Below are 25,796 nucleotides of genomic sequence, written 5' to 3'. Positions count from 1 at the left end.
CCTTTGTTAACCTTCATCAACTGGATCTCCGTCTGGGCCATCCCGGTTATTATCGCGTTTGTTCCATTATATGCGTTTACCAAAAAGGTCCCGGTTTACGAATCCTTTGTTGATGGGGCCAAGGATGGTTTCTCTACTGCAATCAGTATTATTCCGCATCTCGTGGGCATGATGGTCGCAATCAGCGTATTTCGTGCCTCGGGTGCACTGGATTTTGTGATTAGCCTGTTCGCTCCGCTGGTGTCCTGGATGGGTGTTCCAGGCGAAGTGTTGCCACTCGGAATACTGCGTCCTTTAACGGGGACAGGCTCTCTGGCGTTTACAACCGATCTGATCAAAACCCATGGCCCTGACTCCATGATTGGACGCATGGCATCTACGATTCAGGGGAGTACAGACACCACGTTATATGTGCTGACTGTTTATTTTGGGGCTGTAGGCATACGGAACGGTCGATATGCACTCAAAGTAGGGTTGTTTTCCGATGTCATTGGTTTTATTGCTGCCCTCGCCATTTGTTTGCTCGTTTTTGGTTAAAAGATATCTCCTTTCCTTCCGATATATTAGATATGCTAGAATAATAGCGGAGGAGAGTGAGACATGCAGAAGAGTTGGAAACGAATGCTCCGTGTCGGAATGTCAGGCGTGCTTGCTATTGCAATGCTCGCAGGGTCAACGGGGCTGGCGGCAGCTCAAGCCGTTCAGACGATACATTTTACAGGTTACTTCGATAAACAGCTGCGTGCACAAATGGCAGTCACAGCGGATTCTTTTCCAGTCGTGAATGTACGTTTGGTCAAGCAGGATGAACCCGATATGGTATATTATGATGTTGGTACCTCAATATTGATCTCAAAGGATGAAGTGCTCACGAATTATCATGTCGTTCAGAGTTTTGCTGAACTGTCTGATGGTGATGAAGGTACACTGACTGTTGCGAGTCCGGGTTCCTTGGGTAAGCCTGTAAAGGCAAAGATTATTAAGACAGATCCGGTGACAGACATGGCACTACTGAAGCTGGACAAGGAGATAGACGCCCAACCGGTCACATTTACAAACGCAAGGGATAACCAGGTCGTCTATACCATTGGATTCCCCAAAAATCCTGCTGGTGATCTTGTCATCCTGGATGAAGATTTTCCTTCAACCTTCAATACGATAGCCAAAAGCAGAGTGTTTAGTTCCCAAGCTTCGGACGTTCCAGGTAAAAAGGGAATCGGCAGTATTGTGAAATCCATGGCCCAAGGTAATTCAGGTGGCCCTGTTCTGGATCAGAACAACCGGGTCATTGGTATGATGACATTTGTGTACGGTGGACGTACCTATTATATTACTTCCAAGACATTGCAGACTTTCATTAAAGAGAGTACCACACCTGCCAAAAAACAGGTTGCAGTTGCCGGCAAAGTTTCCAATTAAATGATTTGAGGAAAAGGCTTATCTTTACGCCATCTGTGTTCAACAGGTCGTGTAAAGGCAGGCTTTTTTTTGCGGCAAATCTGGGGGAGGAAGGTAGCCAGAAATGGATATTCGTGTCTCCAGTTTACAAAATCCATGGATTATCCTTGTGATTTCCTTGCGTGATGGGTATCATTAGTGTGAGGTGACATGACAAACATGGAAAGATTACAAAAAATTATCGCACAGGCAGGCATTGCATCCCGCCGCAAGAGCGAGGAACTAATCCTGTCCGGCAAAGTAGAAGTTAACGGGGAGGTCGTAACCGAACTGGGTACAAAAGCGAACCCCGAAGAGGATATGATTACGGTTAATGGAAAACCGATCCGTAGTGAGAAAAAAGTGTACTTGATGTTAAACAAGCCAAAAGGCGTAATCACAAGTGCATCTGACCCGGAAGGTCGGAAAATTGTATCCGACTACCTGAAAGGTGTCAAGGAACGCGTATATCCTGTAGGTCGTCTGGATTATGACACAGAGGGCTTATTGATCCTTACCAATGATGGTGAGTTTGCACATTTGCTGACGCATCCTAAGCATCACGTACCCAAAACGTATCATGCAACGGTTAAAGGTGTGCCACATGGTACAGCTTTGGAGAAATTAAAGACAGGCATTATGCTGGATGACGGCATGACTGCTCCTGCAGAGGTAGAGTACAAAGATGTGGATACAGCCGCTAATGAGTCGGTCATTTCCATTACGATCTATGAAGGACGTAACCGTCAGGTTAGACGTATGTTCGAGGCAATCAACCATCCGGTAACCCGCCTGAAACGGATTTCGTTTGGTGGTATTTTGCTACAAAACCTGAAACGTGGTCTGACACGTCATCTGACCAAAGAGGAAGTCAACAACCTGATTACCCTCGCACAATCAGAGCCAGCCAAAAAAATGAAAAAAAGGTAATGTGAGGACACATAATTTTCATAAAACCGCCGCAGTTTTGTGACGAAATTCGCTATAATTGTTCATAGGATGTTCACAGTTGTCTTATACCAATAAGATGCGAATGCTACAGTCACTTAAAAGGGGAGCAGCACATGGGGAAATCAAGAAGAACGGTGCAAATCGTCATTTTGTTATTGATCCTGGTGTTGGGCGGATATGCGATTACCACATCGGTATCCGGCTCGAATGGCAAGCCAAAGGAAGGGGACAAATCTCCTTCTTTTGAACTGCTGGGCCTGGATGGTCAAGTTCATACGTCTGATGAGTACAAAGGAAAAGCGATGGTGATCAATTTCTGGGGCACATGGTGTGAACCTTGTGTTAAAGAAATGCCTGCACTTCAGGCGCAAGCTGACAAATGGAAGGACCAGGGAGTACAATTTGTCGGGATTAATGTTGGAGAAGACCAGATGACCGTGGATAATTTTGTACGGCAGGTTGGCGTTACGTTTCCAATCATGCTTGACCGGGACAAAAACTCGGTTCGTGATTTTGGGATCTCTCCCATGCCAACGACATTTTTTGTATCCGACACGGGCAAAATCTCTACCATTCATATCGGGCAACTTGATTTGGACACACTTGACGCTCAAATTTCGCAACTGGCGAAGCAGCCCTGACAGGAGGTCTATTCGTGTTCCAAAATACCAAATGTGAGTGCGGACACCAGAATCCGGTAGGCACTGTACTATGTGAAGCATGTGGGAAACCGCTGCTGGAGTCTGAAGCTAAATCGGATGAAGTGCTGGAAATGCGTTATGATGGCATGGCGCGCCGTTCACAGCGTAGTAATCCTAATATCATTGACCGCATATGGAACTTTTTTTCTTCCGTTAAAATTGCCGTCTATATGATTGTTTTTACGCTGGTAGGTTCTATGCTTGGTACAATCTATCCGCAAGAAAGTACATTCTTGAATATTGATCCTTCCGTGTACTACAAAGAAACATACGGTCAATTGGGTCATATCTATTATCTGTTGGGTTTATCCCATACATACGAATCCTGGTGGTTTATTCTACTGCTGGTGCTGATTGGGGCATCATTGGTGATATGCAGTCTGGATCGCGTCCTACCGCTCTACAAAGCACTGAATAAACAGAGAATACGTAAGCATACGCAATTTTTGACAAGACAGCGTCTGGTGTACCAAGGTACCATCGAAGAGGCACCAGAAGACTGGATTAAGAAAGCGGTTACGCCGTTGAAAAAGAAAGGATACCGTGTGCACACCCAGGGGGATGCATTACTCGCCGAGAAACAGCGATTCAGTCGATGGGGCCCATATGTCATCCATATTGGACTCATTATATTTTTGCTGGCGGTGCTCGCACGAGGACTTCCTGGTCTGAATCTGGACGAGCATGTTGCTTTTCCTGAAGGGGAGATCAAAAAGATCCCGAATACATCGATGTATCTGCAAAATGAACAGTTTAATGTTGAATTCTACAGTGAGGAAGAAGTACCTGAGCAATTCCGTAACCTGAATAAGACCGTTCCAAAACTGTTCGAAACAAAAGTTGTTTTGTATGAATGTACAGCAGATTGTTCGGATCTCTCGAAGAAACCTCAGTTAGCTGAGGTAGCCAGACATGATGTACGCGTGAATCATCCATTGAATTATAACGGTCTGAAAGCATATCAGTTTGATTATGATCTAACACCCACCATTCGTTCCGTAACGCCTGATCTGGTCAATACAAAGACAGGTGAAGTATATGGGCCAATTAAGATCGATATGGTAGATACCCAAAGAACATTTGAAGCTGGTCCTTATAAGCTCACGGTAAAAGAAAAGTTTATGGACTTTGGATTGGATGAGAATGGTCAGCCCAAATCAAAATCACCTTCACCTAATGCACCTGCTTTTCTCTTTCTCATCAAGGGACCGGATCTGCCCGAAGAGGGGATACAATATCTGTACTTTGCGAAGCAGATTGATAAACAACGGTTTCAACAGGATGCAATTAACCAACAGCTGATTGGAGCTGAGATTCCTTTACAGCTGGAAGTAGACAGCATGGACAAGGTCGATATTATTCAGTCCGTAAGTTATCTCAATATAAGAGTGGATAAGGCAATGCCTTTTGTGTGGGTAGGAGCCGGTATTGTTATGTTGGGTCTGGTCATGGGTTTTTATTGGCATCATCGCCGCATCTGGATTCGTTTTGATGATAAACAGCTCACATTGGGTGGACATACCAACAAAAACTGGTTTGGCTTCAGGCGTGAAGTTGCGGCCGTCTTGAAACAGATGAATCTGGAAGTGGAAGAGAAGTCGTTGGATAACGGGGGGAATCAGGCATGAGTTTATTGGATTTCAGCAGCGACGCATTTATCGTATCTTTCTTTCTCTATTGTGCTGCATTCTTGTTATATGCTGTCGCGGTCATGGGCAAAAAATGGAGTAATCGTGATCCTCTGGACCATATGAATCGCTGGGGTAAAAGAGCTTTTATCGCTTCGACTGTCGCCTTGGCGGCACACATCGTATTTTTTGTAACCCGATGGGCTGGGGCAGGTCATATCCCGGTTAGTAACATGTATGAGTTCATGTCTTTTCTGTCCATGATGATTATGGTTGCATTTATTGTTGTATATGCCATATACCGCAAGTCATTACTGGGTTTGTTTGCGTTACCACTTACCATTATTATTATGGCGTACGCCGCTGTATTTCCTCAGGAGGTACAACCATTAATCCCTGCACTTCAGTCCATCTGGCTGAAAATTCATGTGACGTTGGCCGCGCTTGGTGAAGCATTCTTCGCCGTGGGTTTTGCCGCAGGGTTCATGTATTTGCTCCGTACTGTTGATTTCAGTGGTAAAGACAAGTCTTCAAGACGTCAACGAGGATGGGTTGAATTCACCCTGGTTACGATCGTTGTAGTCATCGGATTCATCGGAACGGTATTTGCCTTTCGTACAGCTGGTTACGAGGCGGTTTTTGTACAGAAAACGGTCAGCATTGACACAGAGGTACAGGAAAATAGTACAATAGAGAAAGTGATTTATCGCATGCCTCCGATTTTTGCACCATATAATAGCGAAGTGGAGAGCATGACACCGTTTCTTGGCATGAAAAAACCTTTACTTGAGACGCCTTCCTGGATGAACGGGGTAAATGCCGGGCGCAAGCTGAATACGGTGGTTTGGTCACTTATTGTAGGTCTGATCCTGTATGGAATTGTACGACTTCTTGTGCGCAGACCACTTGGACAAGCGTTACAGCCAATGATGGATGGAATCGATGCTGATGATCTGGATGAGATAAGTTATCGCGCGATTGCCATTGGTTTTCCGATATTTACGCTGGGAGCATTAATTTTTGCCATGATCTGGGCTCAGATTGCCTGGAGTCGCTTTTGGGGTTGGGACCCCAAAGAGGTGTGGGCATTGATTACATGGCTATATTATAGTGTGTATCTGCATTTGCGTTTATCCAGAGGTTGGCAAGGTCAGAAGTCTGCATGGCTTGCAGTTCTTGGCTTCCTGGTGGTTATGTTTACGCTGGTTGGAGTGAATCTGATCATTGCCGGATTACATTCTTATGCTGGAGCTGACTAGGACAGACTCGTATTGCAAAGGTTGAGTTTAGAAGCGGGAAACACAAATGTACCTTTTTATTGAAGGGTATTCAAATATTGTTCGCCAGATCGAACATAATAGAAGTGATGAGGAGTTATTGCAAAGGGGCTGGAGAGGCATGGCTGAGCATGAGAATCGAATACTGGTCGTGGATGACGAAGAGAGAATCCGCAGGCTTTTGAAAATGTATCTTGAAAAAGAAGGTTATGAAATCGATGAAGCTGAGGATGGGGAAACTGCGCTGCGTAAAGCAACAGCAGGGGACTACGGTCTGATTTTGCTTGATGTGATGTTGCCGGGTATGGATGGAGTTGAAGTGTGTACCCGTCTTCGTCAGGTGAAATCAACGCCGGTTTTGATGCTCACTGCAAAAGGTGAAGAGATTAACCGGGTTCAAGGCTTCGAAGTTGGCGCTGATGATTATGTTGTAAAACCATTCAGCCCGCGTGAAGTGATTTATCGTGTCAAAGCGATTTTGCGTCGAGCTTCCGCGACAGCTTATCTCTCCAAGGAGAGCAATTCGAGTAACAACATCGTGTTCCCGCATCTGGTTATTGAGCATGATGCCCACCGGGTAACCGCTGGTGGCGAAGAGATTAGTCTTACACCAAAAGAATATGAATTGCTGCACTACCTGGCAACATCTCCCGACAAAGTTTTCTCCAGAGAAGAATTGCTCAAAGATGTATGGAATTACGAATTCTTTGGCGATCTTCGTACCGTGGATACGCACGTGAAGCGTCTTCGCGAGAAACTTAACAAGGTATCGCCTGAATCGGCGGCCATGATTACGACGGTGTGGGGTGTGGGTTATAAACTGGAAGTACCGAAGTAGTTTTAGTTTCTGGAGATCACTGGTCGGGAAGTTATGGATCACTATTATCTGCCTTGTGGGTTGTGTACTTATAGCGCTGGGTCTCTTTTTGCTGCCCTACATTGATACGAACTTTGCAGAATCCGAATCCAGAGATATTAAGCGGTTGTTCACCTATATCTGTATTATCGGATTCAGTTTAACCACGTTTTTTGCATTGTTTCTATTCACCAAAATAACGCAGCCTATGCAGCAATTGATTCAGGCAGCCAATGCGATTCGCAAAGGGAACTACGGAACACGTCTCTCCCTGGTAACGAGTGATGAGATTGGTGAACTTGCCAACACATTTAATCATATGGCTGCCCAACTGGAAGATAATATTCGAAACCTTAACCATGAGAAGGAACATTTGGCGAGTGTGCTTCGTAGCATGACTGATGCTGTTGTTACATTTGATGGTGAAGGCAAAGTTATTCTGACGAATCCGCCTGGAGAGAAGATCATGCAGACATGGTATGATCTCGATTGGGCGAAAATGGACGAAGGACAAGAATCCGAGCAGTCTGACAAGACTTCGCGTGATGTACCTGAGCCCCTTCTTCCTTTGTTCAGAATGGTGATGGAGCAAGGTGGGGACCAGAACTCCAATGTTCACGTACAGCAAGGTGTCTGGTCTGTTCAGATGGCACCGTTGTACGCTGACAGTGTTGTCAGAGGAGCTGTGGCTGTTTTAAGAGATGTAACAGAAGAAGTGCGACTGGAGAAAATGCGGCGTGATTTCGTGGCTAATGTATCTCATGAGATACGAACTCCGCTATCCATGATGCAAGGCTACAGTGAAGCTCTTTTGGACGGCATGGCAACCTCACCGGAAGAGAGCGAAGAACTGATCCAGGTCATTCATGATGAGTCCCTGCGGATGGGCAGACTGGTTAAAGACTTGCTTGATCTTGCGCGGATGGAAGCTGGACACACGGACATGGTGATGAAGGAAGTTGACCTCGGAGAACTACTTGAACGTGTATATCGGAAGTTCTCTGTGCGTTCAAAAGAACAGGGAATTCAACTGCAATTTAAGTTCGAACAACCAACCATTGAACTTCAACAGGCAGATGAGGATCGACTTGAGCAAGTATTTACGAATTTGCTGGATAATGCGTTCAGACATACACCTACTGGCAAAAATGTAATGATCTCAGCCGAGCGGGTCACTTATCTTCGTGCTCCATTTGTTAGAGTTTCTGTGAAGGATCAGGGTGTAGGTATCCCTTCATCCGACTTGCCATTTATTTTCGAACGATTCTACAAAGCAGACAAGGCTCGTGTTCGGGGAGAAAGTGTAGGTACGGGGCTTGGTTTAGCGATTGTGAAAAATATTGTTGATGCGCATCAAGGCATGATTACCGTCAATAGTGTGCTTGGTGAAGGAACAGAGTTTATTTTGCAATTTCCCTTGGATTCATCGAAATAGCCTGAATTTCATACAAAAAGTGCGGAAACACCCTCTTATGGAGGGTGTTTTTTTGTTGAAGACTACCGTTTAATCTTGTTCAACGTGGAACAAGAATGGTCTTTTTTTGACTAAAAAGAGTGTCCAAGATAATTTTCCTTCCTATGTAACATAAGCTTGAAAAGCAAGCAAGATAGAGGAGGATTGAGTTAAGCATGTCCGATGATCGAAAAAGGGTCAATATTAAAGCTTTCTTGGAAGGCAGATCTTTTAGAGCAGGCTCTCCGTTTATTCCAATAACCACAAGCGAACTGGAGCAGTTTGAATCCATACTGCGTTCTTTGGCTGTGGCTATTCCTGCTGCAATCAGTCAGCCGACTTCAGCCAATATACTGTCATTACAGAATGGATTAAGCCAGTTACTCACTTTTGTAAATCAATCCGGATTTCGTGCCGGAGTAAAGGCAGAATTACAAGCCGTATTGGAATTAACGATTGCAGGTTCAGAGGTTGTTCCTGTTCCTCTTATTAATCTCGCAGGTAACTTGCAAAACTTACTGGATGACTTGTTAAGTGTGACGCTGCTTCTGGAAGTACCTCCTGCAGAAAAAGATAAACTTGTGGGATTAATTCGATCGATCTCCATATCGCTAAGCCGTGCGACGACAACTCTTGGAACTGGAGGGATTACCGGACCAGCCGGCCCACAGGGAGTGCCAGGAGTCCCGGGGGTACCAGGTGTCCCAGGAGTCCCTGGGGTGAAAGGGGCTACTGGAACACCGGGAGGAATTGGACCAGTAGGACCGGTTGGCCCAGTTGGTCCACAGGGAGCACAGGGTCCGGCAGGAGCACCTGGTGTGGGTTTGAACAATATTACTGCATTTGATCCTGCACTGGGACCAACTTATGCTCAAGGTCAAGTAGTAAGCTACGAGGGTAGTCTTTATGTTGCCAATGTAAATGGTCCTTTGGGTACACCCGGAAGTTCTCCAGACTACACTCTTTTACTGTCGGGTGGAACCAATGGAGCAACGGGAGCAACCGGAGCTGGTTTGACAGGAGCCGTGGCATTTAATGCAGCGCTCGCCCCGGGTTATCCAGCAGGTCAAGTAATTACGTATAACGGTAGTACTTACATTACGAGTGTAGCTGGCCCTCTAGGAACACCAGGATCTTCATCGGATTACACATTAATCGCTGCTGCGGGGGCGACTGGTGCAACTGGAGCCACAGGTGCAGGATTAAGTGGCATCGTGCCATTCTATCCCGCATTAGCCCCAACATATCCAGCTGGACAGATCGTCACGTTTGGTGGCAGTACTTATATTACAAATGTCGCTTCGCCAACGGGTACGCCAGGAAGTTCTCCAGACTATACATTGCTTGCAGGTGCAGGACCTACAGGAGCCACAGGTGCATCAGGTGTAACGGGAGCAACCGGGGCGGGATTGACAGGCCTAGTGCCATTTGATCCAGCCGTAGCCCCAACGTATCCAGCGGGTCAAGTCGTAACGTTTAACGGCAGTACGTATATAACTAATGTCGCATCACCAACCGGAACGCCGGGGACTTCACCGGATTACACATTGCTTGCGGGCGCAGGAGCAACAGGTGTGACGGGTGCAACTGGTGTTGGAGTAACGGGAAGTACCGGAGTGACAGGAGCGACTGGTCTTACAGGGTTGACTGGGGCGACGGGAATTACAGGAGCCACGGGATTAAGCGTAACGGGATCAACAGGAGTAACTGGAGGAACTGGGGCAACTGGTGAAACAGGAGCGACAGGCGTAGGTTTGAGTGGCATTGTACCATTCGATCCAGCCGTAGCCCCGACGTATCCAGCGGGTCAAGTTGTAACGTTTAACGGTAGTACGTATATTGCAAATGTGGCATCGCCAACCGGAACGCCGGGGACTTCACCGGATTACAAATTGCTTGCGGGCGCAGGAGCAACGGGTGTGACAGGAGCAACTGGAGTTGGAGTAACAGGAAGTACCGGAGTAACAGGGGCATCAGGAGTAACGGGAGCGACAGGCGTAGGTTTAAGTGGTATCGTACCATTTGATCCAGCCGTAGCCCCGACGTATCCAGCCGGCCAGGTTGTAACGTTTAACGGTAGTACGTATATTGCGAATGTGGCATCACCAACGGGAACGCCGGGGACTTCACCAGATTACACGTTGCTTGCGGGCGCAGGAGCAACGGGTGTGACAGGAGCAACTGGAGTTGGAGTAACAGGAAGTACCGGAGTAACAGGGGCATCAGGAGTAACGGGAGCGACAGGCGTAGGTTTAAGTGGTATCGTACCATTTGATCCAGCCGTAGCCCCGACATATCCAGCGGGTCAAGTTGTAACGTTTAACGGTAGTACGTATATTGCAAATGTGGCATCGCCAACGGGAACGCCGGGGACTTCACCGGATTACACATTGCTTGCGGGCGCAGGAGCAACGGGTGTGACGGGTGCAACTGGTGTTGGAGTAACAGGAAGTACCGGAGCATCCGGCGAAACAGGAGCGACAGGTGTAGGTTTAAGTGGTATTGTGCCATTCGATCCAGCTGTAGCCCCGACATATCCAGCGGGTCAGGTTGTAACGTTCAATGGCAGTACGTATATTGCAAATGTGGCATCGCCAACGGGAACGCCGGGGACTTCACCAGATTACACGTTGATCGCTGGAGCAGGAGCGACAGGTGTGACGGGTGCAACTGGAGTTGGAGTAACGGGAAGTACTGGTGAAACAGGAACGACTGGTCTTACAGGGTTAACCGGGGCGACGGGAATTACAGGAGCGACGGGACTAAGCGTAACGGGATCAACAGGAGTAACTGGGGGAACCGGGGCAACTGGTGAAACAGGAGCGACCGGTGTTGCAGGGTTGACCGGGGCGACGGGAATTACAGGAGCCACGGGACTAAGCGTAACGGGATCAACAGGAGTAACTGGAGGAACCGGGGCAACTGGTGAAACAGGAGCGACAGGTCTTACAGGGTTAACCGGGGCGACGGGAATTACAGGAGCCACGGGACTAAGCGTAACAGGATCAACAGGAGTAACTGGAGGAACCGGGGCAACTGGTGAAACAGGAGCGACTGGTGTTGCAGGGTTGACTGGGGCGACAGGGATCACAGGAGCCACAGGAGTAAGTGTAACAGGTAGTACTGGTGCTACAGGGGAAACAGGAGCAACAGGCGTAACGGGATTGACTGGCGCAACGGGAGTAAGCGTAACAGGTGTGACAGGAGCAACGGGAGTCGGCATAACCGGAAGTACCGGAGCAACTGGTGTCACGGGGGAGACCGGAGTCACAGGTATAACCGGTGCAACGGGAGTGGGCGTAACGGGAAGTACCGGAGCAACTGGTGTCACGGGTGGAACAGGAGTCACAGGTATAACAGGAGCCACAGGAGTTGGCGTAACAGGAATTACCGGGGCAACTGGTGCGACTGGGGGAACAGGAGCGACAGGTGTAACTGGAGCCACGGGAGTGGGCATAACAGGAAGTACTGGAGTAACTGGTGCGACTGGTGCGACTGGGGGAACAGGAGCGACAGGTATAACCGGAGCCACGGGAGTCGGTGTAACGGGAAGTACCGGAGCAACTGGTGCGACTGGTGAAACCGGAGTCACAGGTGTAACAGGAGCCACGGGAGTCGGCGTAACGGGAAGCACCGGAGCAACTGGTGTCACTGGTGAAACCGGAGCGACAGGTATAACGGGAGCAACAGGAGTCGGCATAACGGGAAGCACTGGGTTTACTGGTGTCACTGGTGAAACCGGAGCGACAGGTATAACCGGGGCAACCGGAGTGGGCATAACAGGAAGTACTGGAGTAACTGGTGCGACTGGAGGAACAGGAGCCACAGGTATAACAGGAGCAACGGGAGTTGGCGTAACGGGAAGTACTGGAGTAACTGGTGTCACTGGTGAAACCGGAGCCACAGGTATAACGGGAGCCACAGGAGTTGGCATAACGGGAAGTACCGGAGTAACAGGCGCGACTGGTGGAACAGGAGCCACAGGTATAACGGGAGCAACGGGAGTCGGTGTAACCGGAAGTACCGGAAGTACAGGAGTTACTGGAGCAACCGGTGCAACCGGAACATCTGTAACATCTAATTCGGCTTTTGCTGAGAACACTAATGGTACAATTGTTGTAATATTGGGTGGTACACTTGTTCCATTACCGAATAACCAAAATATTGGCACAGGTATAACCGTCAATGGGGCTAATGACACCTTCACACTGACCAACGCAGGTCGTTACTATATCTCATACAAAATAAATCTGACAGCTGCACTTGCTATCCAATCTCGGGTTTTACTTAACGGTGCAGCAATTCCAGCGAGTGTAGTATCTCCAGTACTTTCTCTCAGTCAGCTACAGTCTGACTTTATGGTTACCGTTACCGCTGGTTCTACAATACAGTTACAATTATTCGGGCTTGTTGGCGCAGCCGTTCTGTCTCCTCCGGGGTCTACACTAAACATTATTCAATTAAGTTAATAGTTCGATTACGTATTGAGACTATTTCCCAGTGAGCAAAAGAAGCGGAGTTCATATCCAATTCCACTAATATTTTGTTTGAAAGCTTCTTCACCGATATTTCAGCGAGTACATGAAAAAAGACGGGAACCACTAGGGTCCCGTCTTTCCTTTTACATATAGAGATATATTTGATTATTCCAGAACAATTTCAACAGCAGTATTGATTTCAGGCAGCGCAGCAAGCTGCACAAGCACATCTTTTGGAACAGCTTTATCTACGGTCAGAATCATGATCGCTGCACCACCAATAATTTTACGTCCAACCTGCATGGATGCGATGTTGACATCGTTTTGTCCAAGCAGGGTTCCTACACGTCCGATAATACCTGGTTTATCGTTGTGGGAGATCAAAATTTGATGACTTTCCGGAGCGATATCTACCGGGAATTTGTCCAGACGAACAATACGTTCTCCATAACCTGCAAGCAATGTACCTGCTACACGGCGTTCCTCAGCATCCTGAGTTGTAACCAATGTTACGGTAATCAGGTTAGTAAATCCTTTAGTTGTTGAGGTTTGGCTTACAACCACATTCAGATCACGGATTTTGGCCAGATGCATGGAGTTAACGATGTTGGCTTCCCCACCCAAATGTCTGGCGAGAATCCCTTTCACAATGTAACGTGTGAGAGGAGAAGTATCTACTTCAGAAAGTTCACCAGCATAGTCGATCCGAATCTCCTGCACTGCATTTTGTGTAATCTGTGCTGCAAAACTACCCAACGTTTCACCCAGTTTGAAATACGGCTGCAATTTGTTCATCACGGTTGGTGCAACAGCCGGCATGTTAACTGCGTTTTTAAACGGTTCATTGCGCAAAATGTGAAGCACCTGTTCCGACACATCGATAGCCACGTTCTCTTGTGCTTCTACTGTGGACGCACCAAGGTGTGGCGTAACGATAATGCTTGGGTGATTCAGGAACGGGTGATCAGCGGCTGGCGGCTCGCTTTCGAATACGTCAAATGCTGCACCAGCAACAATACCTTGATCAATGGCTTCGACAAGTGCCATCTCGTCAACTACACCACCACGAGCACAGTTAATGATACGCATGCCTTTTTTCATCACTTCGAATTGTGGACGTGAGATCATATGCCGTGTTTCCGGTGTTAATGGTGTGTGAACGGTCATGAAGTCCGCATTGCGAATGATATCATCTACACTAGCCAGCTTCACTTGCAGCTTCTCGGCACGCTCCTCCGTGAGGAACGGGTCGTAAGCAAGAATGTCCATTCCGAATGCTTTGGCGCGCTTGGCAACTTCACTACCGATCCGTCCCATACCCAGTACACCGAGCGTTTTATTTCTTAATTCCACACCCAGGAAGGTTTTACGATCCCACGTACCCTGAATAGTCTTGGCATATGCCTGAGGAATGTGTCGTGCCAATGCCATCATCATGGCAAACGTGTGCTCACAGGTTGTGATGGTATTGCCATCAGGTGCATTAATAACGATGATACCGCGCTGTGTAGCAGCTTCCAGATCAATGTTATCTACACCAACACCTGCACGTCCGATCACCTTAAGGTTGGTACCAGCTGTCATAATACGATCTGTAACACGAGTCTGGCTGCGAACCAAGAGGGCATCATAATCACCAATAATGGCAACAAGTTCATCTTCACTAAGACCGGTTTTCTTCTCAACAACAACATCATTTGCATCCACCAGTTGCTGGATCCCCAGATCACTGATTGGGTCCGACACTAACACTTTGTACATGGTTTCTTCCTCCTTAGGTATGTGTATCTATATCGTCAAGGTCTGACCTCAGCGAAGAGGTATTCCTTAAAACCAGGTTGATTCTTCCGCCCAACAACGCGGTGTCGCAACAGAGGGGGGAGGTGAAGCAAATAGAGTGATCCCACAGATATCCTTTAAAATAAATCAAAAAACTCTCAATCCACATACTGCTTGCGCAATAAGGGACGAGAGTTGTCGTGGTACCACCCTAATTCACCGCCGTTTCGCAACGACAGTCTTAGCGGTCAATGAAGACCGAAGAGGATAACGGGTCTAAACCGATTGCACCTACTCCAATTTCAATGCAATAACTCAGGAGCGCTCAAGACCATTTGCCTGCCACCGATTCACACCTACCATCGGCTCTCTGTAAGACGAAGCAACGTCTTTTTTCCATCATCGTGTTTAACGTGACTAATTTTTTCATAATGTATCATGGCTGACATGAGCATGTCAATAGGCTTAAATGTTTTAAAATGTTTTGCAGATGTCTTTAGATTCACACATAAACAGAGTCACCATAAGTAATACAATAGTTAATATACCTATCACAAGAAGATGGAAAGTAAGCTGTTTGGTGAACTGAATTTTACTGCTTTAATGAAGTAATGGCACGGACATATAACCAGGACTTGGGGCAGGCCTTGAACCTAATTGGTTTTTTGGCTATCATTTAGTATACTATCCGATTGGACAACGTAATTGTTATCCATCAAATTTAACTCAAGAGGACAGACGCATCCGATGAAAAAATTCAAGTTTCCCAAGTTCAAGATTCAGAAGGCTGAGCCACAGCAGCTTACCGAGCGTTTGCTTTTAATCAATCTATACTTTACACAAGGTCTGACACTGATTATCGGAGTTGTGTGGATCTTATTGCAGAAACGAAACTTGTTAGATGTACTCGCATGGCCTGACAATTACCAATTTATATGGTGGGGTCTTGGTCTTGCAGGAATAATGCTTGTTATGGACTTGGTACTGTCGTATGTTATACCTCAGGAAAGCATGGATGACGGTGGAATTAACGAGATGTTGTTCCGTGGGCGTCCGATCTGGCACATTGTATGTATAGCAGCCATTGTTGCTGTGTGTGAGGAATTATTATTCCGTGGAGCCATCCAACATGCCATCGGTCCTTACTGGACAAGTATTTTATTTGCAGTTATCCATATTCGTTATTTGCGCCACTGGATTCCAACAGGCTGGGTGTTTGTCTCAAGTTATGGATTGGGTTGGATTTACTTGCAGTCCGGCACATTATGGGCGCCTATATTATGTCACTTTATTATTGATTTGGTGTCCGGATTAGCGATACGTTTTCGGAGGGGATCATGAATCAGCCATTAAGTAGAATGAAGACATATGGCAGTCAGCGCCATCGTCAATCGGATAAAAAAGAGAAATCCGAGCGTCAGGTGGCTTCTCAAGTAAGCATCGTTGCTGAAACGGCAGCAGCTGCTGAGGTTGGCGGAATCACACCAATTACTTCCGTTTCTTTACCTAGATCACAGCGCAAGCCTTATACAGAAAAACTGGAAAGTCCAGTACTTCCTCAAAGGGCACCATCACGCTCCAAAAAAACGCCAAATTCAACGGAAGAATCGATCCCCGAAGCGGGTTCGCTTCCTACACGGACAGAATTACATCCTTCACGTCGGTTAAAATTGAGCAAGAGGTTTGTGAATTCACTCATTTTTATTTTTGTCATGTTAACGATTAGTCTGGTTTGGTGGGGGGTTGAAGGGGCACCCGCTCTGAATACGTTCCTTCCCTTGCCGTGGTAATGCTTTTACTCGCAGGTTTAATCATTTTGATGGGAGTTTTACTACTTTTTCATATGTGGCGTGAAGCCCATATTCATCAAATGATTGAAGAAGAGGTTGAAGTGCCTCATCTGCCAACATCCTTTGACGGGGCCATGATTTTGTATGTATCCGACACGCACAAGCGCAAGCTGAAGCAGAAGGATCTGGCAAACGTTAAAAACAAGGTGGACTGGGTTCTCATCGGTGGGGATGTTGCGGAAAAAGGAATCTCATGGTCTTTAGTTAGACATAACATGAAAATTTTATCGAACATTGCACCTTCATTTACCGTGTATGGCAACCATGACAAGAGGGCTGGTACCGCTCAACTTGCGCGAATCCTTCGGGAATCGGACGTTAAGCTCCTTCAGGATAATGTGGAATATTTGCAAAGGGGCAACGACAGATTGAGTCTGATCGGCATAGACTATCGTTCCAAACAGGGCGATGTATTACTACAGCAGATCGGTAACCGTTTTTGCAAAATTGCTATCGTCCATGATCCTTTGCAGGCCCTTCGCTTGGAAGAAAATGCAGATCTTATTTTAAGCGGTCATACACATGGCGGACAATTGGTTTTGCCATTTTTCGGACCTGTGTTCCTGAGCAAAGCGTATCGTCCCGTATCGAACGGGTGGTACTCCCTGAAGCGAAGTCCGGAGGACATTCACCAAGAAGGCAAAATGCTTGTTAGCAGAGGATACGGTACAAATCATCTTCCTCTCCGACTAAGTTGTCCTGCGGAGATGCATATCATCACGTTAAGAGTGCCCGCGGAAAAAGCACTCACAGAGAAACAGCCTTGATCCAATGGATCAAGGCTGTTTTATTTTAATGCGCAAAATTACAATTTAACGAGCTTCCAATTCAATTGCACGCGGATCAACAAAGGAATAACCTTTCTTTTCGAGCTTGGTCAGCAACTCATCCAATGCTTCTACCGTCCATGGCAACTCATGCATCAAAATATTGCTTCCGGGATTTAACTGATCGAGTACATTTTGGATGACTTTTTCCGGGTTGTCTTTGGTGCTTTTATCCCAATCGAGAGAACCATTAGACCAAGTCATATATAACATGCCATTTTTCTTCACAGCAGCCTTCAGTGCATCATTTCCCGAACCAAAAGGTGGACGGAAGAATTGCGGTTCCTCACCAATGGTATCCTTCACTATTTTTTGGACATCTGTAACCTGTTTTGCCGCCTCAGTGTTGGACATTTTTTTGAGATCCTCATGATCCCAGGCATGATTGCCTACAATCTGACCCCGATCATGTATGAGTTTGAGTAATTCCGGATGGCTTTTCACCCGATATCCATTGACGAAAAATATCGCTTTAGCGTTATGTTTATCTAAAGTGTCGATCAGTGAAGTAATCATTTTTTCTTCTTTGGGTCCATCATCAAAAGTTAACAAGACCACTTTGCTTGGGTTCGCTTCATCGTTTGGTTTAATATAATAATTTTCATTCATATGATACGTCTTTTCCACTTTCTCTTCTGTAGAAACCTTCTCCGAAGATTCAGGTTCTTCTTCTGTCACAGTTGAATCTTCCGTTGAAGGCTCGGGCACACCAGTTCCGGGTTCTCCTGTTTTAGTTGGGTTAGAGTTACCTTGCTCTTCTTGAACCGTGGTAGTTGATTCGCCCGCTGGTGTGGAATTATCAGATGTTTTTTCTTCCGCTGTCCCACAAGCTGACAGCAGCAAACTTGCAGCAATGATCAATGCGGCGCTATATCTAAACATGATTTCAACTCGCTTTCCTGTATTTATACGGAATGAGATCGCTCACTACCGCAAACACTAAATATGATTTTAACACTTGAAGGAGGTTGGTGTAATGAAGACGTCATCCTTTTTTTGGGGTATTGTCATTGGTGTTGCAGCCAGTTCATGGCTGTCCAAAGGCAAATTACCCATGATGTCATCGGGTTCATCACGAAATATGATGGATCAGGCAAAACATAAGATGATGGAAATGACTTTCCCGGGTATGGACGGGTTCACAAGTAAGCAAAACCAACATGGTGAATCCCACAAAAATCCGGCAGCAAAGACCGCAAGAGCAATCACACCGCAGGAAAAAGAAGCGAATATGAGCATGCTCAAAGATTTTATTCGCACCAATCCCGATGTGAAGCATGAAGTTGAGCAAATTTTAAGCCAAACAAACACAACAGTACCGGGTTTATAAACCAAAACCTCCAATTAGAATCATCCACAGTCTTGATTTGCTGTGGAATGATTCTTTTTTTGTCGATTTTACTTCGTGCATTTAGAGGTATAAAATGATAACATAACTACATAGATTTATTTTCAGCACATATTGTTTTGTGCTTCATAATCTGTTATAAGACTTGCTTATAAAGGGGAGATCCTGTATGAAAATAGAACGACTAAGTCACGATAAGATACGGATTTTCCTGACCTTTGACGATCTGAGCGAGCGCGGAATACAAAAAGAAGATATGTGGCAGGAAATACCTAAGGTTCATGAACTGTTCACTGAAATGATGGATCAGGCCTATTCCGAACTTGGATTTGATGCCACAGGTCCACTCGCTGTCGAAGTATTCGCACTTCCCGCTCAAGGGATGGTTGTCATTGTCACACGTGGAAAATATGATCCGCAACAATATGGTTTAGGTCATGAAGATGATCTTCCTGAAGAAGTATATGAAATGGAAGTTACACTCGAGCAAAGCGATTCCATTGTTTATGCATTCAAGGACTTTGAAGTGCTCATTGAAGCTGCACATATGTTGCGTCAGCATGTTACGGATGCTGGGAGACTTTATTCCTATAAAGACAAGTGGTTCTTGCATTTGGAGCCAGATGAGGTAGATTCCACCAAACATGCGGCATTGATTGCCTTGCTTGCTGAATTTGGCGAAGGCTCCTCAGTTACTCCAGCAGTCATGGAAGAGTATGGTAAGGTTGTTATTCCTGCACAAGCGATTGATGTTATCTGCACCCACTTCAAACGCCAGGATTAATCTCTAGTTGTAATCGCGTCTTTAGTCAGAGGAGGGAATTTCGGTGCTTTTGTTTTCGGTCTTAGCGGCAGCAGTTGCTCCGGGTCTCGCCTTGTTAACATACTTTTACCTGAAAGACCGTTATGATTATGAGCCACTTCATATGGTATTGCGGGTTTTCCTCATGGGGATTCTGATGGTACTGCCTGTGATGATTATTCAGCGTGGCATGATGATGTGGCTCGGGGATAATCCTTATCTTGAGGCCATTATGATCTCAGGTGGTGTGGAGGAATTCGTTAAATGGTTCGTACTTTATCATATCATCTATAATCACACCGAATTTGATGAGCCGTATGACGGGATATTATATGCAGTCGCTGTTTCACTTGGATTTGCCACTGTTGAGAATGTGTTGTATGCCTTTGCGGGGAATGCATCCGTCTCAGCCATGTTCCTTCGGGCACTGCTCCCTGTTTCAGGGCACGCTATGTTTGCGGTAATCATGGGTTATTATATGGGTAAAGCCAAGTTTATCGGTGGTAAGAAAAAGCGGTGGTATCTGGTTCTTTCTCTGGTGTTACCTTTTTTCTGGCATGCATTGTACGACGTCATCATGAACACCATGGTGAATCATTGGTTGTGGTTTATAGCGCCGCTAATGGCGGGCCTGTGGTATGGGGCAATGGGTAAAATCACACGAGCTAATAACCGTTCTCCTTTTCGTTTTGTGAAGCGGGAGGAAGAGGTTAAATTATAAAAATACGGACACACTGGTGGACATAAAGCGCATATTGCGCCTATGACTCCGGTGTGTTTTTATTTTTACAGATAAACTCCCGGGGAATGACCGATAGAAACGGAGATCGTTGTGATGAGAATTAAAATTAAAATCAGATGCAAACAATGCGGTGAACGATTTACATTACGAGGCAAGAAAGATCGGGGCCGGATTGAGACGGGATTCAAGCAGTGCCTATGTGATAACAGAGACCAGTTCGAAATTGAAGAAGAGGGCATGGCAACTGGGATTCAGCTGAATTAAAAGGAGGACCCAAACGGTACTTTAGCAGCCTGCTTGTGTAAGGACTGGAAATCGCATGCATAAGAGATCTTTCTTCGATCCACAATAGAGGTAGTGGTTTAGAAGAAAGGAGACTCTACCGATGTATAAACGATTAAGTTCAGTTATGTTTCCGATATTTGCGGTTCTACTGGTCGGTGCGCTCGTGTGGGGCTATCAGGAGAATCAGGAGAAGAATGCAATTCTGATCAAGGCAGAGAATCAATATCAGCGTGCATTTCACGATTTATCTTTTCATATGGACAAATTGCATTCGGAGATTGGCAACACCTTGGCGGTTCACTCTACATCACAGGGGATGCATCGCAAAGGTTTGATGAATGTATGGCGACTCACCAGTGAAGCGCAGAATGAGATCAACCAACTGCCACTCACCATGCTGCCATTTAACGAGACAGAGGAGTTTCTCTCGCGTATTTCCAACTTTGCCTATCGGGCGTCGATGCGTGACTTGACGAACGAACCGCTAAGTGAGAAGGAAATGGGCAACCTGAAAAAGCTGTATCAGAATTCATCCGAGATTACCAAGAATCTGCAGGATGTGCAGCAGAAAGTCCTGACGGACCGATTGCGCTGGATGGATGCAGAGACTGCCATGGCAACACAAGAGCAAACCATGGACAACACGATCGTTGATGGTTTTCGTACTGTAAACAAAAAGGTACAGGAATACCCGGAGCTTGATTGGGGTCCTTCCGTATCCAACATCTATGCAAAACGATCAGTCAAGAAACTGGACGGCTTGCCGGTGACCAAAGAACAGATTCAGAGCAAGGCTGCAAAATTCTCTGATGCGGATCGTAGCAAAATCCAAGTGCAGGAGAACGGCAAAGGAACAGACTGGGAGTCCTACACTGCCACGATTGATCATGCCAACAATGGCAAACTGATGATGGATTTCACCCGTAATGGCGGAATGCTGATCTCTTACAGTGATACGCGTCCAATCGGAACCAAAAAAGTGTCTCGTCAGAATGCCATGGCTAAAGCAGATCAATTTCTAATGAACAAAGGCTATAAGGATATGAAGGCTGTAAACTACGATGAATATGGTAATCTGGGTAACCTTACTTATGTGCGTAAGCAAGGGGACACCTTGATTTATCCCGAGAAAATGTCAGTTCGTGTTGGTTTGGATACAGGCGAAGTAACCGGCTTCCAGGCGAGTGACTTTGTTTACGAACATAATGACATGCGCAAAATTCCGAAAGCAACTCTTACGGAGCAACAGGCGCGGAAAAAGCTTAATTCGGAGTTCGAAGAAAATTATGTTCGCAAATCCCTGATTGAGAATGATTACAGCAAAGAAGTATTGTGTTATGAATTCGGAGGGAAAATTAACGGTTCTCGTTACCGGATATACATTAATGCGAATACAGGAATAGAAGAAGCGGTTGAAGAGATCAAACCGGTCAATGCAACCTCATAAAAAGATGGATAATTTGAATTTGAAGTTGAGCGAATAACTGCGGCAGACCACGATGTGGTCTGTTTTTTTCTTGTTCAATGTGAGAAAGGTCATGGTATAATAGTCCTTGTACATACGAAGATAAATACATAAAGTGGCGGTGAACAGCTTGTTTCCGAAAATAAATGAAATTTTATACATCCACATTGCTTCTGCAGATGAAAAAGAGGAACACAAAGAGTACAAATCACGCATTGCAGATATGGATGACAGCAGTTTTCTGATTGAGGTCCCGATGCAACAAGGAAGCAGCCGTCTGAAAAGGCTCTTTTTCGGAGATGAATTGTCCATTTCATATATTACGGAGGATGGGGTCCGGCATTATTTTAATACCTATGTCACGGGATTTGAGGAAGATGTGGTCCGTCTTGTCCGTATCCGCAAACCGCTTCCGAGCGATATATCCAAAATACAACGGCGCAGCTTTCTTCGTGTTCATGCAAACCTCGAATTGGCCATCCAGAGTGAAGATCTGACCCGTGCTGTCGGATTGACTGAAGATATTGGCGGTGGTGGATTGTCCATCTACGGCGAAACAGGTTTCTCACTAGCTGAAGGTCAAAAATTGAAATGCTGGTTGCTGGTTCCCTACCGGAATTCAACCATTGAACATGTGAATTTTGAAGCTGAAGTTGTGAGGATCAAAACCCTGGAAACCGGCAGACAGCTATGCATGCTCAAATTTGTGCAGATTTCAGATTCGGAGCGCCAGAAAATTATCAAGTTTTGTTTTGAGCGGCAACTTGACTATCGCACGAAATAGGAATGTTGTGGCATAAAGAGAGGGAACTGCGGGTACCGTAATGAAAAAACGGAGGTATTGCCTTGAATCGTCGTCATGCAACCCGCAGATATGAACGACTTTATTATGTTTTCTCCAGGCGAATGGAACGAAAGGTTACGATTCTGATTACAGTCCTTCTAATCCTGCTTGTGGTATATCAATTGCTGCTGTTGGTACCAGACTTCAAAAAGAATTTGACCACCATTGACCGCCTGGAAGGAACGCCAATTGAAGTGCAAACGATGAATGATTACAAACGTCGTTGATTTGTCTGTTTTTGCATCCATGTGTAGAGTGTGGTATAATTTTCACGATGCAGGCAATGCCTGTTTTTTTATTGAGGTTTATCGTTTGAGGAGGAATGCCCCGTTGGCAAGCCAGAACACATCAGAGAACGGGAAAATGAACGTTGCAATTGACGGACCTGCCGGTGCCGGGAAAAGCACGGTGGCCCGATTGGTTGCAGAGGCGCTCGCGTATGTATACGTCGACACAGGCGCAATGTACCGTGCGGTAACCTTGCATATGCTTCGGAAAGGTATTACACCGGAAGATGTGACACAGGTACTTCAGGAAGCCCAAAAGCTGGTCATTGATTTACAACCGGATCCCGACGGACAGAAAGTGTTCTGTAATGGGGAAGAAGTAACCTCGGAAATCCGCTCCCGTGAAGTGACGGGAATCGTGTCCCGATATGCGCAAATCGAGGGGCTGCGTACGCAATTAGTGGATACTCAGCGGCAAATGGCTTTGCGCAAGGGCGTCGTCATGGATGGACGCGATATCGGAACGACAGTACTGCCCGATGCGGAAGTGAAAATCTTCATGACTGCCAGTGTGGAAGAGCGTGCGCTTCGCCGCTTCAAAGAACTGGACCCCTCTGAAGGACTGACGTTGCAACAGCTGGAGCGAGACATTGCCACCCGTGACAGATTGGATGAGAATCGGGAAATTTCCCCATTGCGTTGTGCTGAGGATGCTATTGTCCTTGATACAACGGAGATGAACATTCATGAAGTGGTTGACAAAATCGTATCTTATTGCACAATGGTCAGAGGAGAGATCGGTCTATGATTTACACATTTTGCAGCACATTACTGCGGATCATTTATACCATTCTTTTCCGCTTGGAGGCCGTTGGACGGGAGAATATTCCGAAAGAAGGCGGCGTACTTTTATGTTCCAATCATATTAGTAACTTCGATCCTCCAACCGTTGGTATCAAACTTCGCCGTCAGGTACGTTTCATGGCCAAAAGCGAATTGTTTGAAATTCCGGTACTCGGCCGAATTATTAAAGCCGTGGGCGCTTTCCCCGTTAAACGTGGAGGTGTCAGCAAGGAATCCATCAAAACCTCACTCAATATTTTGCGTGATGGTCAAGTGCTTGGAATCTTCCCCTCGGGAAGCCGTCACAATGATGGAGGTATCGGTAAAAAAGGGGCAGCGAGTTTTGCTCTCCGCAGTGGCGCTACAGTTATTCCTACTGCTATTATCGGTAACTACAAAGTTTTTCGTAAGATGAAAGTTGTATATGGAGCACCAGTAAGTTTGGACGAGTTCAAGGAAGACCCATCTGGAGAAGCTCTGGAGAAGGCGACTGAAAAGATTATGTCCAAGATTAACGAGATGGTGCAAACGGGCGTGCCAAGCAAGTAATGGCTTCGTCGGTAGCTGAGTGCATGTTTCCATATTTTTGAGGGAGACTAAAGTTTGAGCACTCAGTGATGAAAGTGTTTTGAACTCTGCTACAGGCAGGTTTGAATATAATGGGGTTTTTGAATTGAGGAGGGTATTTGACATGTCGGAAGAAATGAAAAATCAAGAAGCAACCCAAGATGAGTTGGATCAATTCGTTTCCTTGAAAAAAGGAGATACCGTAAAAGGAACCATCGTCAAATTGGAAGATAACCAAGCCTATGTGAGCATTGGATATAAATATGACGGTGTCATTCCAATTCGTGAACTGTCTTCATTACATGTTGACAGCGCGTCTGACGCAGTAGAAGTTGGACAAGAAGTTGAAGCTAAAGTTCTTAGCATCGACGACGAGAAAGAAAAACTCGTTCTGTCCAAACGTGCAATCGACAGTGAAAACGCATGGGATCAATTGCAAAAGCATTTTGAAGACCAAGACGTATTCGAAGTTGTTGTAGGTGATGTTGTTAAAGGCGGTCTGGTAGCAGACGTGGGCGTACGTGGATTTATCCCGGCTTCCATGGTTGAACGCCATTTCGTTGAAGACTTCAGCGACTACAAAGGACGCACACTGCGTGTTAAAGTGAAAGAGATCGACCGTGAGAACAACAAAGTGATCCTTTCCCAAAAAGACGTACTGGAGCAAGAATTCGAAGCAAACAAAGCTACAGTAATGGCTGGTTTGCAAGAAGGTCAAGTGATCGAAGGTACAGTACAACGTTTGACTCAATTCGGTGCATTTGTTGATGTGGGCGGAGTTGACGGTTTGGTTCACGTATCCGAGCTGGCTTGGACACACGTTGAAAAACCATCCGACGTACTGTCTGAAGGTGATAAAGTTAGTGTGAAAGTGCTGAAAGTTGACCCTGAAAAAGGCAAAATCAGCCTGAGCATGAAAGCTGTTCAACCAGGTCCTTGGGAAACAGCAAGCGAAAAATTCAATTCCAGCGATATCGTAACAGGTGTTGTGAAACGTCTGGTAGACTTCGGTGCATTTGTTGAAATCGCTCCTGGTGTTGAGGGACTTGTGCATATCTCGCAAATCTCCCACAAGCATATCGGCACTCCTCATGAAGTGCTGAAAGAAGGACAAGAAGTTCAAGTTAAAATCTTGGACATGAACCCTTCTGAGCAACGTGTAAGCTTGAGCATCAAAGAAACAGAAGAAGCTCCAGCTCAACCACAAAAATCAGAAAGACCTTCAAGAAACAACGCTCCGCGTGAAGAAATCAACAATCCAAACGTTTCCTTGAACAATCAAGGTATGAGCACTACGCTTGGCGAACTGTTTGGAGACAAACTCAGCAAATTCAAATAAGTTAACAATGCATGGTTCTAAGTTATATACTGCATATTTTGCTGAATAACAAAAGCAAGATCGGCGAGCCCAAGGCGGGTTCGCCGATTGTTTTTAT

Annotated in this window: 24 protein-coding genes and 1 other annotated feature; of the genes, 22 read left to right on the top strand and 2 right to left on the bottom strand. The window is 46.0% G+C overall.

The window, feature by feature from the left end; all coding sequences use genetic code 11:
* Positions 1-3 precede the first annotated feature (3 nt).
* The 9 genes from MHI55_RS19935 (at position 4) to MHI55_RS19895 (ending at position 12,772) form a co-directional block, all read left to right on the top strand.
* Complete coding sequence (locus MHI55_RS19935; protein ID WP_127550944.1) at positions 4-537, top strand: spore maturation protein; 534 nt, start codon at positions 4-6, stop codon at positions 535-537.
* A 63-nt stretch (positions 538-600) separates the two neighbouring features.
* On the top strand, positions 601-1,419 hold the full coding sequence (locus tag MHI55_RS19930) for a serine protease (protein ID WP_036672254.1): 819 nt from the start codon (positions 601-603) through the stop codon (positions 1,417-1,419).
* A gap of 198 nt (positions 1,420-1,617) precedes the next feature.
* On the top strand, positions 1,618-2,367 hold the full coding sequence (locus MHI55_RS19925; RefSeq protein ID WP_036607741.1) for a pseudouridine synthase: 750 nt from the start codon (positions 1,618-1,620) through the stop codon (positions 2,365-2,367).
* Positions 2,368-2,501: 134 nt separating this feature from the next.
* Entirely contained in the window at positions 2,502-3,029 is a 528-nt protein-coding gene (locus tag MHI55_RS19920) for a redoxin family protein (RefSeq protein ID WP_036607739.1), read from the top strand.
* A gap of 14 nt (positions 3,030-3,043) precedes the next feature.
* A complete protein-coding gene (locus MHI55_RS19915) occupies positions 3,044-4,717 on the top strand; it encodes a cytochrome c biogenesis protein ResB (protein ID WP_074095663.1) in 1,674 nt (557 codons plus the stop codon).
* Positions 4,714-5,976 carry a cytochrome c biogenesis protein CcsA gene (gene ccsA, locus MHI55_RS19910; protein WP_339186697.1) on the top strand — a complete coding sequence of 421 codons (1,263 nt, stop codon included), beginning with the start codon at positions 4,714-4,716 and terminating at the stop codon, positions 5,974-5,976. The genes MHI55_RS19915 and ccsA overlap by 4 nt, the downstream gene beginning before the upstream one ends.
* Positions 5,977-6,115: 139 nt before the next feature.
* Complete coding sequence (locus MHI55_RS19905) at positions 6,116-6,832, top strand: response regulator transcription factor (RefSeq protein ID WP_036607918.1); 717 nt, start codon at positions 6,116-6,118, stop codon at positions 6,830-6,832.
* A 55-nt stretch (positions 6,833-6,887) separates the two neighbouring features.
* Positions 6,888-8,285 (top strand): HAMP domain-containing histidine kinase, encoded by a 1,398-nt coding sequence (locus tag MHI55_RS19900; RefSeq protein WP_017687665.1) that lies wholly within the window; start codon positions 6,888-6,890, stop codon positions 8,283-8,285.
* A gap of 194 nt (positions 8,286-8,479) precedes the next feature.
* On the top strand, positions 8,480-12,772 hold the full coding sequence (locus MHI55_RS19895; protein ID WP_340386671.1) for a collagen-like repeat preface domain-containing protein: 4,293 nt from the start codon (positions 8,480-8,482) through the stop codon (positions 12,770-12,772).
* Between the two features lie 174 nt (positions 12,773-12,946).
* Here MHI55_RS19895 and serA read toward each other — a convergent pair whose 3' ends face one another.
* Positions 12,947-14,542: a phosphoglycerate dehydrogenase gene (gene serA / locus MHI55_RS19890; RefSeq protein WP_047843574.1), complete on the bottom strand. Its 1,596-nt coding sequence runs from the start codon at positions 14,540-14,542 to the stop codon at positions 12,947-12,949.
* A gap of 199 nt (positions 14,543-14,741) precedes the next feature.
* Positions 14,742-14,972: a binding site (T-box leader), on the bottom strand.
* 335 nt (positions 14,973-15,307) lie between these two features.
* Here serA and MHI55_RS19885 point away from each other — a divergent pair.
* Genes MHI55_RS19885 through MHI55_RS19875 form a run of 3 tightly spaced genes read left to right on the top strand, consistent with a single transcriptional unit; the run spans position 15,308 to position 17,177 of the window.
* Positions 15,308-15,901, top strand: a complete 594-nt coding sequence (locus MHI55_RS19885) for a type II CAAX endopeptidase family protein (RefSeq protein ID WP_036607728.1) — start codon at positions 15,308-15,310, stop codon at positions 15,899-15,901.
* Positions 15,898-16,350, top strand: coding sequence for a hypothetical protein (locus MHI55_RS19880; protein ID WP_017687671.1), 453 nt, complete (start codon positions 15,898-15,900; stop codon positions 16,348-16,350). The genes MHI55_RS19885 and MHI55_RS19880 overlap by 4 nt, the downstream gene beginning before the upstream one ends.
* Positions 16,351-16,379: 29 nt before the next feature.
* Positions 16,380-17,177 carry a metallophosphoesterase gene (locus tag MHI55_RS19875; protein ID WP_340386670.1) on the top strand — a complete coding sequence of 266 codons (798 nt, stop codon included), beginning with the start codon at positions 16,380-16,382 and terminating at the stop codon, positions 17,175-17,177.
* A 45-nt stretch (positions 17,178-17,222) separates the two neighbouring features.
* Here MHI55_RS19875 and MHI55_RS19870 read toward each other — a convergent pair whose 3' ends face one another.
* Entirely contained in the window at positions 17,223-18,119 is an 897-nt protein-coding gene (locus MHI55_RS19870; RefSeq protein WP_340386669.1) for a polysaccharide deacetylase family protein, read from the bottom strand.
* A 94-nt stretch (positions 18,120-18,213) separates the two neighbouring features.
* Between MHI55_RS19870 and MHI55_RS19865 the strand changes: the two genes are divergently transcribed.
* The 10 genes from MHI55_RS19865 to rpsA all read left to right on the top strand — a co-directional run bounded on the left by MHI55_RS19865 (position 18,214) and on the right by rpsA (position 25,699).
* Positions 18,214-18,567: a hypothetical protein gene (locus MHI55_RS19865; RefSeq protein ID WP_047843572.1), complete on the top strand. Its 354-nt coding sequence runs from the start codon at positions 18,214-18,216 to the stop codon at positions 18,565-18,567.
* Positions 18,568-18,754: 187 nt separating this feature from the next.
* Positions 18,755-19,369, top strand: coding sequence for a genetic competence negative regulator (locus MHI55_RS19860; RefSeq protein WP_017687675.1), 615 nt, complete (start codon positions 18,755-18,757; stop codon positions 19,367-19,369).
* 43 nt (positions 19,370-19,412) lie between these two features.
* On the top strand, positions 19,413-20,108 hold the full coding sequence (gene prsW / locus MHI55_RS19855) for a glutamic-type intramembrane protease PrsW (RefSeq protein ID WP_017687676.1): 696 nt from the start codon (positions 19,413-19,415) through the stop codon (positions 20,106-20,108).
* Between the two features lie 114 nt (positions 20,109-20,222).
* Positions 20,223-20,393, top strand: coding sequence for a hypothetical protein (locus tag MHI55_RS19850; protein ID WP_164783335.1), 171 nt, complete (start codon positions 20,223-20,225; stop codon positions 20,391-20,393).
* 121 nt (positions 20,394-20,514) lie between these two features.
* Positions 20,515-21,861: a germination protein YpeB gene (gene ypeB, locus MHI55_RS19845; RefSeq protein ID WP_036607717.1), complete on the top strand. Its 1,347-nt coding sequence runs from the start codon at positions 20,515-20,517 to the stop codon at positions 21,859-21,861.
* Positions 21,862-22,009: 148 nt separating this feature from the next.
* Positions 22,010-22,663 carry a flagellar brake domain-containing protein gene (locus MHI55_RS19840; RefSeq protein ID WP_339186710.1) on the top strand — a complete coding sequence of 218 codons (654 nt, stop codon included), beginning with the start codon at positions 22,010-22,012 and terminating at the stop codon, positions 22,661-22,663.
* A 62-nt stretch (positions 22,664-22,725) separates the two neighbouring features.
* The gene (locus tag MHI55_RS19835) at positions 22,726-22,950 is read left to right on the top strand and encodes a hypothetical protein (RefSeq protein ID WP_339186712.1); all 225 of its coding nucleotides are present in this window, start codon (positions 22,726-22,728) and stop codon (positions 22,948-22,950) included.
* Between the two features lie 103 nt (positions 22,951-23,053).
* Entirely contained in the window at positions 23,054-23,758 is a 705-nt protein-coding gene (gene cmk / locus MHI55_RS19830) for a (d)CMP kinase (RefSeq protein WP_036607714.1), read from the top strand.
* Positions 23,755-24,342, top strand: coding sequence for a lysophospholipid acyltransferase family protein (locus MHI55_RS19825; protein ID WP_036607713.1), 588 nt, complete (start codon positions 23,755-23,757; stop codon positions 24,340-24,342). The genes cmk and MHI55_RS19825 overlap by 4 nt, the downstream gene beginning before the upstream one ends.
* Before the next feature lie 142 nt (positions 24,343-24,484).
* The gene (gene rpsA, locus MHI55_RS19820) at positions 24,485-25,699 is read left to right on the top strand and encodes a 30S ribosomal protein S1 (RefSeq protein ID WP_036607712.1); all 1,215 of its coding nucleotides are present in this window, start codon (positions 24,485-24,487) and stop codon (positions 25,697-25,699) included.
* The last annotated feature ends 97 nt before the right edge of the window (positions 25,700-25,796 follow it).

The sequence above is a fragment of the Paenibacillus sp. FSL E2-0151 genome (assembly GCF_037993015.1).
Classification (GTDB): Bacteria; Bacillota; Bacilli; order Paenibacillales; family Paenibacillaceae; genus Paenibacillus; species Paenibacillus amylolyticus.
The sequence above is the reverse complement of the archived record's forward strand: the minus strand, read 5'-3'. Positions and strand labels throughout refer to the sequence as shown.

Coding starts and splice junctions, on each gene's coding strand:
- MHI55_RS19895 (WP_340386671.1), top strand. CDS start 8,480: ATGTCCGATGATCGAAAAAGGGTCAATATTAAAGCTTTCTTGGAAGGC.
- MHI55_RS19880 (WP_017687671.1), top strand. CDS start 15,898: ATGAATCAGCCATTAAGTAGAATGAAGACATATGGCAGTCAGCGCCAT.
- rpsA (WP_036607712.1), top strand. CDS start 24,485: ATGTCGGAAGAAATGAAAAATCAAGAAGCAACCCAAGATGAGTTGGAT.
- MHI55_RS19885 (WP_036607728.1), top strand. CDS start 15,308: ATGAAAAAATTCAAGTTTCCCAAGTTCAAGATTCAGAAGGCTGAGCCA.
- MHI55_RS19875 (WP_340386670.1), top strand. CDS start 16,380: ATGGGAGTTTTACTACTTTTTCATATGTGGCGTGAAGCCCATATTCAT.
- ypeB (WP_036607717.1), top strand. CDS start 20,515: ATGTATAAACGATTAAGTTCAGTTATGTTTCCGATATTTGCGGTTCTA.
- MHI55_RS19920 (WP_036607739.1), top strand. CDS start 2,502: ATGGGGAAATCAAGAAGAACGGTGCAAATCGTCATTTTGTTATTGATC.
- MHI55_RS19905 (WP_036607918.1), top strand. CDS start 6,116: ATGGCTGAGCATGAGAATCGAATACTGGTCGTGGATGACGAAGAGAGA.
- MHI55_RS19850 (WP_164783335.1), top strand. CDS start 20,223: ATGAGAATTAAAATTAAAATCAGATGCAAACAATGCGGTGAACGATTT.
- MHI55_RS19870 (WP_340386669.1), bottom strand. CDS start 18,119: ATGTTTAGATATAGCGCCGCATTGATCATTGCTGCAAGTTTGCTGCTG.
- ccsA (WP_339186697.1), top strand. CDS start 4,714: ATGAGTTTATTGGATTTCAGCAGCGACGCATTTATCGTATCTTTCTTT.
- MHI55_RS19930 (WP_036672254.1), top strand. CDS start 601: ATGCAGAAGAGTTGGAAACGAATGCTCCGTGTCGGAATGTCAGGCGTG.
- MHI55_RS19925 (WP_036607741.1), top strand. CDS start 1,618: ATGGAAAGATTACAAAAAATTATCGCACAGGCAGGCATTGCATCCCGC.
- serA (WP_047843574.1), bottom strand. CDS start 14,542: ATGTACAAAGTGTTAGTGTCGGACCCAATCAGTGATCTGGGGATCCAG.
- MHI55_RS19825 (WP_036607713.1), top strand. CDS start 23,755: ATGATTTACACATTTTGCAGCACATTACTGCGGATCATTTATACCATT.
- MHI55_RS19865 (WP_047843572.1), top strand. CDS start 18,214: ATGAAGACGTCATCCTTTTTTTGGGGTATTGTCATTGGTGTTGCAGCC.
- MHI55_RS19860 (WP_017687675.1), top strand. CDS start 18,755: ATGAAAATAGAACGACTAAGTCACGATAAGATACGGATTTTCCTGACC.